Origin of the sequence: Rahnella sp. BIGb0236, from assembly GCF_004364755.1 — a bacterium.
Classification (GTDB): Bacteria; Pseudomonadota; Gammaproteobacteria; order Enterobacterales; family Enterobacteriaceae; genus Rahnella; species Rahnella victoriana.
On the sequence record NZ_SOAO01000002.1, the window covers coordinates 612,416 to 627,616 of the forward strand.

Below are 15,201 nucleotides of genomic sequence, written 5' to 3' on the forward strand. Positions count from 1 at the left end.
CCCCGGGATCATCAGATCCCGGGGGCTTTTCTTTACCGGAAGGTAAGTGCTTGCTTACGCTTTGTTGTTCAGCGCCAGCGCTTGTTTTTTGCGGTCATTGCGCAGTTTAAAGGCATAACCGACCAGCAGCGCCACAACCCACACCATCCCGACGTACAGCGAAATACGGGTATCCGGGAAGTAACCAATCAGGCCAATAATGAACACCAGGAAAATGATACCGAACACGGAGGTGTAAACACCGCCACGCAGCGGGAACTCAAGTTCTTTCACCTGCTGTTTGCTCAGCTTGCGACGGAAACCAATCTGGGAGAACAGGATCATAATCCACACCCAGACAGTTGCGAACGTCGCCAGAGACGCGATCACCAGGAACACGTTAGACGGCATGATGTAGTTCAGGTAAACCGCCACCAGCAGCGCCGCCATCATCACCAGCACGGTGACCCACGGCGTCCCCAGACGCGATACCTTACTGAACATTTTCGGTGCCTGTCCCTGCTCTGCCATACCGTGCAGCATACGGCCCACGCCGAATACATCACTGTTAATGGCCGAAAGCGACGCGGTGATCACCACAAAGTTCAGAATGGTCGCCGCCGCCGTAATGCCCATATGCTGGAAGGTCAGTACAAACGGACTGCCCTGCGTACCCACCTGATTCCAGGGAAAAATAGACATGATCACAAACAGCGTACCCACGTAAAACACCAGAATACGCAGCGGTACGGAGTTGATCGCTTTCGGAATGGATTTCTTCGGATCTTCAGCTTCACCGGCAGTGATGCCGATAATCTCAATGCCGCCGTAAGCAAACATCACCAGCTGGAGCGACAGGATCGTCCCCATAATACCCTGACTGAAGAAGCCGCCGTTGCTCCACAGATTGTGGATACCGGTCGCCTGACCGCCATTGCCGATGCCCCAGAAGATAATGCCAAAGCCTGCCACGATCATGATGATGATGGTCAGGACTTTGAAGAAGGAGAACCAGAACTCCAGCTCACCGAACACTTTCACGCTGACCAGATTGATCGCGCCGATGATCAGCACCACGCTGAGCACCCAGGTCCATTGCGGTACATCCGGGAACCAGACGCCCATATAAATACCGAATGCCGTCACATCCGCGATGGCGACAATCAGGATTTCGAAACAGTAGGTCCAGCCGGTGATGTAACCCGCCATCGGGCCGAGATAATCCTGAGCGTAACGTGAAAACGAACCGCTTTGCGGGTTGTTAACAGACATCTCACCGAGCGCGCGCATGATGATAAACGCGATGATCCCGCCGACCAGATACGCCAGCAATACGCTCGGTCCGGCCATTTTGATGGCATCTGCCGAGCCATAAAACAGACCGGTTCCGATGGCTGATCCCAGTGCCATAAAGCGGATATGGCGCGTTGTCAGGCCACGTTTTAACTTCGTGCCCGGCGCTTGATTCTGCGCGGTTGGTTGTTCAGCTTCTTGCTGCATGTGCATTGACCCGTATTGTTTTTTTAACTTTCAAAAATCGTATTCTAAAAAATGACTTTTAGCCTGCCAATGAAAAAGCCACGGAAGGGGTCTCCGTGGCCTGATTGGCGAAACATTCGTCAGACGATCATGCTTTTATGTCTTCGAACATTCACCCGATGATCATTGGTGCGCGGTAACGCTGCGCGGGCCGCTGATTTTGTCATAAATCCCGACCAGTACCAGCATTAATAATGACGGTGGTAACCAGGCAAGACCTTGCGCAGCCAGTGGCAGGTTCGCAGTCCAGGCTGGCATCAGGTCAGCAAAAGCAGAGGCCTTGATACCGTCAACAATGCCGAACACCAGACTCACGACCATCACCGGCGCCACGATACGCGTGGTGCTGTTCCACCAGCGCAGGGTGAAGCTCAGCACGACCAGCGCGATACATGGCGGATAAATCGCCGTCAGCACCGGTACAGAAATCGCAATCAGATGGCTCAGACCCAGGTTGGACACCAGCATGGAGAACAGACCCAGAATGAAGACCAGTGACTTGTAAGACAGCGGCAGATACTGAGCAAAGAACTCCGCACAGGCGCAGGTCAGGCCCACAGCCGTGACCATACAGGCGATGAAGATCAGCGCACCGAGGAAGAAACTGCCCACACCACCGAAAGTATGCGCCACATAGGCATGCAAAATAACCGCCCCGTTGGTCGCGTCAGGCACCAGTGAAGCACTGTTTTCGCCGAGCTTGAACAGGCTCAGATAAACCAGCATCAGCCCCAGACCGGCAATCAGCCCGGCCAGCACCGTATAACGGGTCAGCAGTTTGGCGTCAGACACACCACGGGAACGCGCGGCATTGACGATAACGATACCAAACACCAGCGCACCCAGCGTATCCATGGTCAGATAGCCGTTCACAAACCCGCTGGAAAACGGCACCGTCTGGTAAGCGTCAACCGCAGGCATCGGCGAACCGGCAGGCCACAGCACAGCAGCGATACCCAGCGCACCCAGTGCCACCATTTTCAGCGGAGCCAGGAAATGGCCGACGGTATCGAGCAGACGGCCCGGATACAGGGAAATGCCGATCACCAGAGAGAAGTAAATCACGCTGTAAATCAGCAGAGGCAGCGGGCCGTCACCGGTCATCGGCGCGATACCCACTTCAAAGGAAACCGTCGCGGTACGTGGCGTGGCAAACAGCGGGCCGACAGCCAGATAACACACGGTGGCCAGAAGAATACCGGCACCACGACCAATCGGCGTACTCAGGGCATCCACACCGCCGCCAACGCGCGCCAGTGCAATTACCGTCATCACCGGGAGTCCGACCGCAGTGATCATAAATCCGGCGGCTGCCCACCAGACGTCATGACCTGCCTGCAAGCCAACCATAGGCGGGAAAATGATATTTCCGGCCCCGACGAATAAGGCGAAGGTCATGAAACCTAACGCCAGAATATCTTTATTTGTTAAACGAGTACTCATGATTGGTGTCGTGTTGCCTGTTCAAATGAATAAAGTGTCCGATGCTGTCGTCGTGCTACTTCGTCAAAAGGATGAATGGCCTGAAAAAGCCAGAGAGCACCAATGTGAGGATCGAAGTGAGCTAAAAACGCCTGATGATATGCAGATGATTACGTTGTTATGCAGGGAGTATCGAGCGACAGCGGAGGCTAAGGTAATCTTTTATAGCGTATAAAGGCAAGCCGTGATCCAAAAAGCAGAGTCTTCGACCAGATTAAGAATGGAAAGCAGTAATATTCACTAAATACAGCGAAAAACGCGCCATATGATATGTATGATTTTTGCGCTAACAGAGCACAAGATATGCTCCGATGAGATGAAAAATGCGTGAAATCACCACCAGAAGGTCATTTCACGCACAATATTCAGAATATTTACCAAGCCGGTAATTTGCCGGCGAGATATTTACCAGACGCGGGCAGCGATATCGACCACCAGTTTCAGTTTTTCCCACTGTTGCGCTTCGGTCAGGCTGTTACCCTCTTCCGTTGACGCAAAGCCACATTGCGGGCTGAGGCAAATCTGGTTGATATCCAGATATTCGGCCGCTTCTGCCAGACGGGCTTCCACTGTTTTTGCCAGTTCAAGCTCACCGGATTTGGTGGTGATCAGACCCAGAACTGCCTGCTGATGCCCCTTCTTAATGAAACGCAGTGGCTCGAAGCCCCCGGAACGCTCATTGTCATATTCCAGGAAGAAGGCATCAATGTTCACGCCGCCAAACAGGATCTCCGCGACCGGCTCATAGCCGCCTTCTGAAATCCAGGTGGAACGGAAGTTGCCACGGCACACATGCAGACCAATCACCAGATCATCCGGTTTACCGGCGATGGCTTTGTTCAGCACATCCGCGTAAGTGCGTGCTAACTCTTCCGGAGAATCGCCACGCTCGCGGATTTGTTTCTTCTGATCTTCAGAACACAGATAAGCCCAGACGGTGTCATCGAGTTGCAGATAGCGACAACCGGCATCGTAAAACGCCTTAATCGCATCACGGTAAACCTGTGCCAGATCGTCAAAATAATCTTTCAGATCCGGGTACACCTCTTTGCTGATGGCATTACGACCACCGCGGAAATGCATCACGCTCGGGCTTGGAATGGTCATTTTCGGCACGGCCGTTCCGCTGATGCTTTTCAGGAAGCGGAAATCTTCCAGCATCGGATGTGAACCGAAACCGAGTTTGCTGACCACTTTGATGCTGCGCGCTTTGGTCTGAACGCCGTTGAACTGGATGCCCTGCACTGCGTCGTAACCTTCCACCCCTTCCAGCCCTTCGAAGAAATCAAAGTGCCACCACGCACGGCGGAACTCACCGTCAGTGACCACTTGCAGACCCGCTTCTCGTTGTAAATCCACCACACGGCGGATTTCGGTGTCTTCCACCGCACGCAGCTGGGCGGCATCAATCTCACCGGCCTGGAACTGCTTACGCGCTTCTTTAATCGCCGCAGGGCGCAGGAAACTGCCGACGACATCGGCGCGGAACGGAGGGGTTGTACGTTGCATGCATGACTCCTTTTAGGCACCCCGCTTCTAATGGCGGAATACGAATGATTTACAAAGTAAATAATTACGCGGCGTTATATGTAGACATCTGGATGTCTAAACGTCTTTAAACCGATATTGTCATGCAGAATGTTCAGGGGCAACAGAGGAATCTTCATGGGACGTGAATAAAATTCATGATCGCTTCGCGATGTTTCATGATGCTGGACAATATTTGTCCCATTGCGATCTGTGGTAATAAATACTATAGTTATTTTTACCAGGGACGATAGCATGAACTGTTTACGTATTTTCGTTACAGAGGATTTTCACGATTTCATGAACGCCAGCAAACTGTCGGAAAAGGATATCCTCAAGTCTGCGCATGAGCTGGCAAACGGACTTTTTGATGCGGATTTGTCCGGCAACGTTTACAAGAAGAGAATCGCGCCTTCAGGAAGATCGAAGTCAGGCTTTGGTCGTGCAGTCATCGCTTTTCGTTTTGAAGATAAGATCTTTTATATCGACGGGTGGCTGAAAAATAGTGTCCGCAAGAAAGGCAATGAAATTCCCGACAAACTTCTGTCTTTATATAAAGCAATTGCTAGAGATTTGCTCAACTTCACAGAGCTTCAACTCGAAACAGAACTTCGAAATGGATTAATTAAAGAGGTGATTTCTAATGGTTGATGAACGTTTGCTAAAAATGCAGCGGATGGCTCAACGCTTCCATGATTCATCTGGCGTGGTAACCCAAACCACGATGCGCGAAATTAACAAAATTGTTGATGAAGCCATGCAGGAAGAGAGATTGAAAGCCTTTGCCGAAAGTTCAGCTGAACGTATTCGTGCGCTGCGGGAAAAAGAAAAAATCAGTCAGGGTGTACTGGCCAGACTCATCAATATGTCGGCTAACAGCATTCAAAAATGGGAGCGGGATGAAACCAAACCCACCGGTGCGGCTCTGATCTTACTGATGCTGATCGAAGAAAAAGGTTTGCAGATCATCTGCTAGAAGAAGCCACAGCGAGTGCTGTGGCGTGGTGGTTTATCCTTTCACATCGCTTTGCGTGGTCTGTTCCTCAGGAACAATCAACTTCGGTGCCAGCGTAAATATAAAGCGGGTTCCGGTGCCGACTTCACTCATCACTTCCAGTTTGGCGTGATGATGGCTGAGCGCATGTTTGACGATCGCCAGTCCGAGGCCGCTGCCGCCGGTCTGGCGTGAGCGGGCTTTATCGACGCGGTAGAAACGTTCCGTCAGGCGCGGCAGATGTTGCGGTGCAATACCCGGTCCGTTGTCGCTTATCTGGAACTGCGCGCCGTGCGGCGTTTGTTGCCAGCTGACTTCAATCCGGGTACCGGCTGGCGTGTGGTTGACCGCGTTATACACCAGGTTCGACACCGCGCTGCGCAGCTGATCTTCGTTGCCGAACACTTTCAGCTTGTCGTTTACCCGGAACACCACGTCATGCCTGCCGTTGCTGAGCGTTTGCACTTCACGTTCCAGCATGCCGAGCATCAGCGGAATATCGACTTTCTCGTGCAAATCGATATTCGCTGAGGCTTCAATTTTCGACAGCGTCAGCAGCTGTTTCACCAGCCCGTCCATCCGCCGCGTCTGTTCCTGCATGGTATCCAGCGCTTTGCTGCGAAACGGTTCTTCCAGCTTGGCGTCTTCCATCATTTCCAGATAACCCTGCAATACCGTCAGCGGGGTTCGCAGTTCATGACTGACGTTGGCGAAAAAGTTACGCCGTGCGCCTTCGAGCTGGCGCATCTGCGTGACGTCGCGCGCCACCATCAGCAGTTGCCCTTCGGAATAGGGCATGACGCGAAACTCGACGTAATGCTCATTATTGAGTTGCAGATTCAGGGCGCGGCTGAAATCACGGGTCTGGATCCACAGCCGGAACTCCGGATAACGCAGCAGGTTAAAGATGTGCTGGCCGTTATCTTCCGGCCAGCGGAAACCGAGCAAATCCTGAGCCAGTCCGTTACACCAGAAAATATTGCCTTCTTCGGTCGTGAGCACCACGGCGTCCGGCAACGATTCGGCACCGCTGCGAAAACGCTTGATGAGCTGGCCTAATTCGCGACGCCGACGCCGGTTACGCATCTGCATCTGGTTCAGGCCGTAAAACAGCGGCTCCCAGCTCCAGCGGCCATTCGGCGGGGTAATGCTGCGGTCGAGCCACAGCCAGTGAGAAAGTTTCAGCTGGTTGTAATAATTCCAGCCCAGTGCCGCCATCAGCGACACAAAGAGGAGCCAGCCAAAATGGCCGACGAAGATACCGAGGATTAACGCGGGCAGGCAAAAGAGAAAAAATTCACCTGCCAGCCGTTTCCATGACAAACGTTCTAGCACACAGATTCTCCGCTGTGAGGGCTCAATAACGCGTTGAAAAACGGTATCCGGTACCGCGAACAGTCTGGATCATTCTGTCATGTCCACTGGTTTCCAGCGCCTTACGCAAACGACGAATATGCACGTCAACCGTGCGATCTTCCACATAAACGTTAGTGCCCCAGACGTTATTCAGCAACTGCTCGCGGCTGTAAACACGTTCGGAGTGCGTCATAAAGAAGTGTAATAATTTAAATTCTGTCGGCCCCATATCGAGCGCCTGCTCGTTGGCCATCACACGGTGAGACGACGGATCCAGGCTTAAACCCTGCATGTCGATCACTTCTTCTACCGCCATTGGCGAGATGCGGCGCATCACGGCTTTAATGCGGGCAACCAGTTCTTTCGGAGAAAACGGTTTGGTGATGTAATCATCGGCACCGACTTCGAGGCCGCGCACCCGATCTTCTTCTTCACCGCGCGCGGTCAGCATCATCACCGGGATTTCGCGGGTCAGGGCTTCACGTTTCAGGTGTTTAATAAACTGAATACCGGAACCGCCGGGTAACATCCAGTCAAGCAGGATCAGTTCAGGGTAAGGTTCAACAAGCTGCCCGATCGCTGAATCAAAATCCTCAGCTTCTACTGCCTGATAGCCATTCTGTTCCAGTACAAAACACACCATTTCACGGATTGGAGCTTCGTCTTCAACCACCAATATACGTCTAGCCATCGTAGGTCCTGCCAATAGGTTAGCGATCTTTTATTTGATTGCGGGCGCCATTATGCGTCAGTTTTGTGACAGATTTATGAATAGAAAGGATGGTTCATTACAGTCAAATATGACAGAGACATTTCTTCTATTTAGCGGGCATCTTGCTGAAATTGGTCTGATTTATCGGGGACAGCGTCCCCCGCCGACGTTTATACTTTGCCCCATCGTTGTCATCCAGGATCCATACGGGAGTCTCATGCGCCTGATCCACACGTCAGACTGGCACCTCGGCCAGTACTTTTTTACCAAAAGCCGCGCTGCCGAACATCAGGCATTTTTGCGCTGGCTGACCGGTCAGGTGCAGCAACATCAGGTCGATGCCGTGATTGTCGCGGGGGATATTTTCGATACCGGATCACCGCCCAGTTATGCCCGCGAATTGTATAACCGCTTCGTGGTGGAATTACAACAAACCGGCTGCCAGCTGGTGGTGCTGGCCGGTAATCACGATTCTGTCGCCACGCTCAACGAATCCCGCGAACTGCTTTCCTGTCTGAATACCCGGGTGATTGCCACCGTGGGTGAAAACCTGGCGGAACAAATTTTAGTGCTCCGTCAGCGCGACGGAACGCCCGGCGCGGTGCTGTGTGCCATTCCGTTTTTACGTCCGCGTGATTTGCTTGCCAGTCAGGCCGGACAATCCGGCAGCGACAAACAGCTGGCATTACAGGAAGCCATTGCCGCCCATTATGACGCGCTGTGGCAGGCCGCGCAGGCGAAACGCGATGAACTGGGCGTACCGCTGCCCGTGATTGCCACCGGCCATCTGACCACCGTCGGCGTCAGCACCTCCGATTCCGTGCGCGACATTTATATAGGCACGCTCGATGCGTTTCCGGCACAGGCTTTCCCGCCAGTCGATTATGTGGCACTCGGCCATATTCACCGCGCGCAGTGCGTCGCCAAAACCGACCATATCCGCTACAGCGGCTCGCCGATTGCCCTGAGTTTTGACGAGCTGAGCAAGGCCAAAAGCGTCTATCTGCTTGATTTCGAGGGTGCGACACTCAACGCCATCGAGACGCTGGAAATCCCGGTTTTCCAGCCGATGCAGATCATCAAAGGCTCGCTGGCGGAGATTGAAAAGCAACTGAAACAGTTCGAAGGCGGCGATCCGGCAAAACCCGTCTGGCTGGATATTGAAGTCTCCACGCAGGATTATCTCAGCGATATTCAGCGACGTATTCAGGCGCTGACGGCAGATTTACCGGTAGAAGTGGTGCTGTTACGCCGCAGCAAAGAACAGCGCATCAACCGCATTGAGCAACAGGAAAAAGAAACCCTCAGCGAACTGAGCGTCGGCGATGTCTTTGAACGGCGGCTGGCGCTGGAACCCGATCCCGATGAACCGCGTCAGGCGCGGATGCGTACCTTATTTGCGCAGGTGGTTGAACAGGTCACCAGCGGTCAGAACGCGGAGGACAGCGCACAATGAAAATTCTCAGCCTGCGTTTAAAAAACCTGAATTCGCTGGAAGGCGAATGGAAAATTGACTTCACCGCCGAGCCTTTTGCCAGTAACGGATTGTTCGCCATTACCGGCCCGACCGGCGCGGGGAAAACCACCCTGCTCGACGCCATCTGTCTGGCGCTGTATCACCAGACGCCGCGTCTGAACATCACGCCAAGCCAGAACGAACTGATGACCCGCCACACCGCCGAATCGCTGGCGGAGGTGGAGTTTGAAGTCAAAGGCGTGGGTTACCGCGCATTCTGGAGCCAGCGCCGCGCCAAAAACTCGCCGGAAGGCAACCTGCAGGCACCGAAAGTGGAGCTGGCTCTGCTGGCCGACGGCAAAATTCTGGCTGACAAAGTGCGCGACAAACTCGACACCATCGCCTCACTGACCGGACTGGATTTTGGACGTTTCACCAAATCGATGATGCTGTCTCAGGGGCAGTTCGCCGCGTTCCTGAATGCGGATGCCAACGATCGCGCCGAACTGCTGGAAGAACTGACCGGCACCGAAATTTACGGACTGCTGTCTGAGCGAGTATTTGAGCAACATAAAGAAGCGCGGATAACGCTTGATGGTCTGCACCAGCGCATGGCCGGGATCGAACTGCTCAGCGAAGAACAGCGCCAGACGCTTGAAGCACAACTTGCTGAACTGAACGCGCAGGAAATCACGCTCAGTCAGCAGGCGCAACAGCGCCAGCAGGATCTGAACTGGCTGCAACAGTGGCAGCAGGTGCAGCAAAAACAGCAGCAATCTCAGCAACAACTGACCGCCGCAGAGCAGGAAAATCTGGCCGCCGCGCCGCAGTTACAGCAACTGGCGCGCAGTGAACCGGCAGAAAAACTGCGTCCGTTACTCGTGGATCGCCAGCGTTGTCAGGACGAATCGCAACGCCTTCAGCAATGGCTGACACAACTGACGCAGCAGCAGGAACAGCAGATTGCGCAGCTGATGCCGCTGAAACAGGCGGAAGAACAGGCACAAACGGCGCGGCAGACACAGGCGGAAGCACAGCGCCAGATGCAGACGCTGATCGAGGAAAAGATCCTGCCGCTGGATGGCGACATCGCCCTGCTGCATAAATCGCTGGCTGAAATGCAGCAGTCGGCCGGTGACGCACAGAAACAGGTCGTTGAACAACACGCGGCGCTGGTGCAAATCACGGCAGAACGTCAGAAACTGGACGAAGAAAGCCGTCAGCATCAGACCCGCCAGACCGCACTGACCGACGCACTGAGCAGCGCACAACAACAACAGGCGGCGCTGGAAAAACAGCACCCGCGGGCGGCATTGCAGCAAAGGCAGACTGAACTCATCCAGCTGCGCCCGGTGCGTCAGCAGCTGTTCTCGCTGATGCAAATTTTCCCGCAACTGAACCAGCGGGTGCTGCAACAACACAACGATGCCGCGCAGTACCAGACACAACTGGCTGAAGAAGAACAGCGTCTGGGCGCCATCCGTCTGCAATGTCAGAAACAGCTGGACCATCTCAACGATGTCAAAACCCTGCATAAACAGGAAATGCTGATCGTCAGCCTCGAAGCCGAACGCGCCAGCCTGCAAAGCGGCCAGGCCTGCCCGCTGTGCGGCTCGACATCGCATCCGGCAATTGAACATTATCAGGAGGTAAAACCTTCTGAAACGGCGCTGCGCGTCGAGAAAATGCAGCTGGAGTTTGATGCGGCGAAAGCCAGCGGCATCGAACTGGCAGCGAAAATCAAAAGTCTGAAAGAGCAGCAAACCCGCCTGCAAAGCCAGCTGGAGCAGGATCAGCAGCAACTGAATGCGCATACCGCGCAGTGGCAGCAGCTCCGCGAATCGCTGAATCTGACCTTCACGCTGCATGACACCGCTGACATCACACAATGGCTGACCGCACGCGACGACGAAGAGCAGCAGTCTCAGACGCTGATCAGCCAGCACGAACAGCTGGCACGGGCGCTGCAACAGGCCAAAGATGCCCTGAATGATGCCCTGAACGCACAGCAGAAAGTGCAGCAGCAAAGCGCGTTGCTGACCGAACGTTTCACCCGGCTGGAAGAGACGCAGGCGAAATCCCAGGAACATCTCGCGAAGCTGCAAAAACAGTGCGCTGAGGGTGAAAAATCACTGGCGGAACTGAACGCCAGACGTCACGAACTGTTCGGCGATCGTCAGGTGGCGCAGGTACGCGGGCACTTACATCAGCAACAGCAGGCGGCAGAAAAGGCCGTCAGCGATGCTCAGACCGCGCTGCAAAAGGCGCAGGAACAGCGTGATCAGCTTGCCGGTCAGCTCGCCAGTACGCAGCAGCAACAGCAGCAGGCGCTGACACGTCTGACGCAGGCGGAACAGGCGTGGCAACAGGCGCTCGGCGCCAGCGGCTTTGCGGATGAGGACGCCGTAAAACAGGCGTTGCTGGATGACGCGTTACGTCAGCAGCTTCAGCAACGTAAAGAACATCTGCAACAACAACTGGCGCAGGCGCAGGCCTTGCTGGTCGACGCCAAAGACATGCTGGAAAAACAGCGGCTTGCCCGCCCCGCGCATCTCAGTGAGACCGGCAGCGATCTTCACGCGCTGACCGCGCAACAGGCGGAGCTGGCGCAACAGCTGAAAGCCTTACAGCAACGTCTGGGGGAAGTGAAGAATCAGCTGGAAAGCGACAAACAGCGTCACAGCGGACAACAGGCGCTGATTGCTCAGATTGCGCAGGCGCAGCTGACCTGTGATGACTGGGGCTATCTCAATCAGATGATTGGCTCCAGCGATGGCGCGAAATTCCGTAAATTTGCGCAGGGTCTGACGCTCGATCATCTGGTGTATCTGGCCAACCGTCAGCTGGAAAAACTGCATGGCCGGTATCTGTTGCAGCGTAAAACCAGCGATGCGCTGGAGTTGCAGGTGGTCGATACCTGGCAGGCGGACGCGGTGCGCGACACCCGCACGTTATCCGGCGGCGAAAGTTTCCTGGTCAGTCTGGCACTGGCGCTGGCGCTGTCGGATCTGGTCAGCGATAAAACCCGCATCGACTCGCTGTTCCTCGACGAAGGTTTCGGCACGCTCGATGCCGACACGCTGGACACCGCGCTGGATGCGCTCGACAGTCTGAATGCCTCGGGTAAAACCATCGGCGTAATCAGCCATGTCGAGGCGATGAAAGACCGTATTCCGGTGCAGATTAAAGTCACCAAAGTGAACGGTCTGGGCATCAGCCGCCTGAGCAGTGAATTTAAAGTCTGATCCCTCGCCACCGCCGGGCAGGTTGCTAGATAAATTGCTAGCCGCATGCCCTGCGGTGGATCCTTTTTGTGAAAGCGTGCACAAAAATCGCACCAGTTCAGTGCGCGCTTTTTCCCCAACCTGCTGAATTTACGTTTATTCCCGCTGCCGGAATGAACTGGCACGCCCTGTGCTTAACGTTATGTATACAAGTTGCAGTACAAGTTGCAACGCCCTCATAACCGCTTAGGGAACCGCCAATGAAAAACATCAAACCTGAAGTTGATAAAAAACGTCGCCAGCTGATGAAATGGCTCGCCATTACCGGCGGAGTGTCCACCCTTGGCGGAATGATCCCGACGTCCGTCTTTGCCGCCGAAGACGATGAGATCCGCATCGGTTACTGGCCGATTGTCGGCGGTTTACCGCTGTATGTGGCGCTGGAACAGGGCTTTTTTAAACAAGCCGGACTGAATGTGAAAGGCGTCAAATTCGCCAGCGCCCAGCAAATTGTCGAGGGGATGATCACCGGCAGGATCCACGGCTGCGCCAACGGCACGGCAACCGGCGCGCTGGGGCTGGGGGCGATCACCTCACCGGGGCTGTTCAAAATTATCTGCTCCAACCCGTCCAACCATAAGCTGGTGCTGGATGAATTTCTGGTGCCGCTGAACAGCACAGCCAGCGCCATCAGTGACCTGAAAGGCAAGAAAATCGCCTGCGGTCCGGGGATCCAGAACGTCACCATGGCAAAAATTATTCTGGAGAAAAATGGCTTCACTCACCCGTCGGTGATCGAACTGCCGGTCGGCCAGCACGCTCCGGCGCTGGCGACCGGACAAATTGACGGCGTCTATACGCTGGAACCGACCGGCACGGTCGGGCGCATGAAGCATCTTTCCCGCACGCTGGAAACCGGCGTGATTTCTAAATACGTGCTCGGCAATGCCGACGCCCCGTGGTTTGGCGGCGCGGCGGCACTGAACGCCAGCTTTATCGCGGACAAACCGGAACAAACCAAAAAGTTTATTGCTGCTTATCAGAAAGCCGTGGAGTTCATCGCCGCACAGCCTGACAAAGCCCGCGAAAACGTCGCCGGTTACACCAGCATTGAACCGGCGCTGGTGAAGGAAGTGCCGCTGCCGGGCTTTGTGATGTATCCCGATTTAAAAGGCGACAACCTGCAATGGTTCCAGAAGTTTTATGACGTCTTTACCGAAAGAAAAATCTTCAGCAAGCCGGTAGATGTCGCCTCGCTGATTTATCAGGGATAAGGAGAAACAGGATGACTTCACGCTGGTCTTCAAGGTTACTGCCGCTGGTCGGTCCGGTATTGCTGTTTTTATTCTGGCAACTGGCCGTCAGCGCAAAATGGCTGAATCCGGTGCTTCTGCCCTCACCCGTCGAGACAATCGGCTACATGTTTCAGTCGTTTTCGGATGCTTCCATGCGCACTGACATCGGCGCAACCCTCTACCGCACGCTGGTGTCCTTTGCCTTTGCGGCGGTGATCGGCGTGCCGCTCGGCGTGATCTTAGGCAGTAACGAAAAGGTTTACCGCAGTCTGGAATTCCTCATCGACTTCTTTCGCTCTACTCCCTCGTCGGCACTGATCCCGCTGTTTATGCTGATTTTCGGCATCACCGATGCCAACAAAATCGCTATCGCCGCCTTTGCCGCCGTGCTGGTGATCTTGTTTAACAGCGCCTACGGCGTGATGAATGCCAAAAAAACCCGCCTGATGGCGGCCAGAGTGATGGGGATTTCCCGCTGGCATATTTTCAAAGACATCATGCTGATGGAAAGTCTGGCGCAGACGTTTGTCGGTTTGCGTACCGGCGTGTCGATAGCGCTGGTGATCGTCATCGTCGCCGAAATGTTTATCGGATCCGAAACCGGCCTCGGCCACCGGATCATTGATGCCCAGCAGGTGTTCAATATCAAAGACATGTACGCCTCGATCCTGATCACCGGCGCGCTGGGTTACCTGCTTAATCTGGCCTTTTTGCTGATCGAGAAAAAAACCGTCCACTGGAGTAGCAAAGCATGACGCAACCTCTCTCGCTGAACCCGGATTATAAAGGCCCGCAGTTGCCGCAATACGCCACCCGCCCCGACACCCATGTAACGATCCGCGGGCTGAGCAAGGCATTTGCCGGACAGCCGCTGTACACCGATCTGAATCTGGATCTGCCGCGTGGCAAAATCGTATCGATTTTCGGGCCGAACGGCTGCGGAAAATCGACCCTGATGAACATGATCGCCGGGCTGATCCCGGTCGATAAAGGCGACATTCTGTTTGACGGAAAAACGCTGGCACAGACCACCATCGGCTACGTATTCCAGAACTACCGCGACGCGCTGTTTCCGTGGATGAGCGCACGCGCCAACATCGCCTACCCGCTGATCCGCCACGGCATGAGCAAAGCGGATGTGAATGCGCGAGTGGAGGAACTGACGCAGATGTTTGATATCCGTTTCGATCTGAAACGCTATCCGTACGAGCTTTCCGGCGGCCAGCAGCAAACCGTGTGCATCATGCGTGCGCTGGCAACGCGGCCGGAAGTGATGTTCCTCGACGAACCTTTCTCGGCGCTGGATTTCGAAATGACCTTGTTTATCCGCGATAAATTACAGGAAGTGCAGCTGGCGACCGGCGTCACCATGCTGATTGTCTCGCACGATCTGGAAGATGCGGTGTTTCTGGCGGATGAGATTTTACTGCTGACGCGGCGGCCGACGCAGATCGCAGAAATCGTGCCGTTCGATCTGCCACGTCCGCGTGGTTCAGAAATCATGAGCCATCCGGAATTTATCCGCGTGAAGGCGCATACGCTGGAGGTGTTTAAACGGGAGATGGCGCTTTAACGGTGACGCGAGGAATGAGATCAGGGGCGCAAAAACTGCGCCCCTTTTTATTGCCTGACAACGC

12 protein-coding genes are annotated in these 15,201 nt (G+C 54.5%); 7 read left to right on the top strand and 5 right to left on the bottom strand.

Features of this window, described 5'->3' with window-relative positions:
• Positions 1–54: 54 nt before the first annotated feature.
• The 3 genes from proY to EDF78_RS06395 all read right to left on the bottom strand — a co-directional run bounded on the left by proY (position 55) and on the right by EDF78_RS06395 (position 4,509).
• The gene (gene proY / locus EDF78_RS06380) at positions 55–1,479 is read right to left on the bottom strand and encodes a proline-specific permease ProY (protein WP_205948387.1); all 1,425 of its coding nucleotides are present in this window, start codon (positions 1,477–1,479) and stop codon (positions 55–57) included.
• 162 nt (positions 1,480–1,641) lie between these two features.
• Complete coding sequence (gene brnQ, locus EDF78_RS06385) at positions 1,642–2,961, bottom strand: branched-chain amino acid transport system II carrier protein (RefSeq protein ID WP_095924924.1); 1,320 nt, start codon at positions 2,959–2,961, stop codon at positions 1,642–1,644.
• A gap of 444 nt (positions 2,962–3,405) precedes the next feature.
• Entirely contained in the window at positions 3,406–4,509 is a 1,104-nt protein-coding gene (locus tag EDF78_RS06395; RefSeq protein ID WP_133822750.1) for a cobalamin-independent methionine synthase II family protein, read from the bottom strand.
• Between the two features lie 273 nt (positions 4,510–4,782).
• On the opposite strand from EDF78_RS06395, the gene EDF78_RS06400 reads away from it, so the two are divergent.
• Both EDF78_RS06400 and EDF78_RS06405 read left to right on the top strand, forming a co-directional pair.
• Complete coding sequence (locus EDF78_RS06400; RefSeq protein ID WP_095924922.1) at positions 4,783–5,178, top strand: type II toxin-antitoxin system RelE/ParE family toxin; 396 nt, start codon at positions 4,783–4,785, stop codon at positions 5,176–5,178.
• Positions 5,171–5,503: a helix-turn-helix domain-containing protein gene (locus EDF78_RS06405; RefSeq protein ID WP_095924921.1), complete on the top strand. Its 333-nt coding sequence runs from the start codon at positions 5,171–5,173 to the stop codon at positions 5,501–5,503. Before EDF78_RS06400 ends, EDF78_RS06405 begins: the two co-directional genes overlap by 8 nt.
• Positions 5,504–5,536: 33 nt before the next feature.
• On the opposite strand, the gene phoR is transcribed toward EDF78_RS06405, so the two are convergent.
• Both phoR and phoB read right to left on the bottom strand, forming a co-directional pair.
• Positions 5,537–6,856 (bottom strand): phosphate regulon sensor histidine kinase PhoR, encoded by a 1,320-nt coding sequence (gene phoR, locus EDF78_RS06410; protein WP_095924920.1) that lies wholly within the window; start codon positions 6,854–6,856, stop codon positions 5,537–5,539.
• A gap of 22 nt (positions 6,857–6,878) precedes the next feature.
• Positions 6,879–7,568, bottom strand: a complete 690-nt coding sequence (gene phoB, locus EDF78_RS06415) for a phosphate response regulator transcription factor PhoB (RefSeq protein WP_013576682.1) — start codon at positions 7,566–7,568, stop codon at positions 6,879–6,881.
• Between the two features lie 238 nt (positions 7,569–7,806).
• On the opposite strand from phoB, the gene sbcD reads away from it, so the two are divergent.
• The 5 genes from sbcD (at position 7,807) to EDF78_RS06440 (ending at position 15,137) form a co-directional block, all read left to right on the top strand.
• Positions 7,807–9,045 (top strand): exonuclease subunit SbcD, encoded by a 1,239-nt coding sequence (gene sbcD, locus EDF78_RS06420; protein ID WP_133822751.1) that lies wholly within the window; start codon positions 7,807–7,809, stop codon positions 9,043–9,045.
• The gene (gene sbcC / locus EDF78_RS06425; RefSeq protein ID WP_133822752.1) at positions 9,042–12,290 is read left to right on the top strand and encodes an exonuclease subunit SbcC; all 3,249 of its coding nucleotides are present in this window, start codon (positions 9,042–9,044) and stop codon (positions 12,288–12,290) included. The genes sbcD and sbcC overlap by 4 nt, the downstream gene beginning before the upstream one ends.
• 239 nt (positions 12,291–12,529) lie before the next feature.
• Positions 12,530–13,543 carry an ABC transporter substrate-binding protein gene (locus EDF78_RS06430; protein WP_095924917.1) on the top strand — a complete coding sequence of 338 codons (1,014 nt, stop codon included), beginning with the start codon at positions 12,530–12,532 and terminating at the stop codon, positions 13,541–13,543.
• Between the two features lie 11 nt (positions 13,544–13,554).
• The gene (locus EDF78_RS06435; RefSeq protein WP_095924916.1) at positions 13,555–14,319 is read left to right on the top strand and encodes an ABC transporter permease; all 765 of its coding nucleotides are present in this window, start codon (positions 13,555–13,557) and stop codon (positions 14,317–14,319) included.
• Complete coding sequence (locus EDF78_RS06440) at positions 14,316–15,137, top strand: ABC transporter ATP-binding protein (protein WP_229920935.1); 822 nt, start codon at positions 14,316–14,318, stop codon at positions 15,135–15,137. The genes EDF78_RS06435 and EDF78_RS06440 overlap by 4 nt, the downstream gene beginning before the upstream one ends.
• Positions 15,138–15,201 lie beyond the last annotated feature (64 nt).

Bases quoted from the DNA above. Each gene is read 5' to 3' on its own strand.
- proY (WP_205948387.1), bottom strand. From the start codon at position 1,479: ATGCAGCAAGAAGCTGAACAACCAACCGCGCAGAATCAAGCGCCGGGC.
- brnQ (WP_095924924.1), bottom strand. From the start codon at position 2,961: ATGAGTACTCGTTTAACAAATAAAGATATTCTGGCGTTAGGTTTCATG.
- EDF78_RS06395 (WP_133822750.1), bottom strand. From the start codon at position 4,509: ATGCAACGTACAACCCCTCCGTTCCGCGCCGATGTCGTCGGCAGTTTC.
- EDF78_RS06400 (WP_095924922.1), top strand. From the start codon at position 4,783: ATGAACTGTTTACGTATTTTCGTTACAGAGGATTTTCACGATTTCATG.
- EDF78_RS06405 (WP_095924921.1), top strand. From the start codon at position 5,171: ATGGTTGATGAACGTTTGCTAAAAATGCAGCGGATGGCTCAACGCTTC.
- phoB (WP_013576682.1), bottom strand. From the start codon at position 7,568: ATGGCTAGACGTATATTGGTGGTTGAAGACGAAGCTCCAATCCGTGAA.
- sbcD (WP_133822751.1), top strand. From the start codon at position 7,807: ATGCGCCTGATCCACACGTCAGACTGGCACCTCGGCCAGTACTTTTTT.
- sbcC (WP_133822752.1), top strand. From the start codon at position 9,042: ATGAAAATTCTCAGCCTGCGTTTAAAAAACCTGAATTCGCTGGAAGGC.
- EDF78_RS06430 (WP_095924917.1), top strand. From the start codon at position 12,530: ATGAAAAACATCAAACCTGAAGTTGATAAAAAACGTCGCCAGCTGATG.
- EDF78_RS06435 (WP_095924916.1), top strand. From the start codon at position 13,555: ATGACTTCACGCTGGTCTTCAAGGTTACTGCCGCTGGTCGGTCCGGTA.
- EDF78_RS06440 (WP_229920935.1), top strand. From the start codon at position 14,316: ATGACGCAACCTCTCTCGCTGAACCCGGATTATAAAGGCCCGCAGTTG.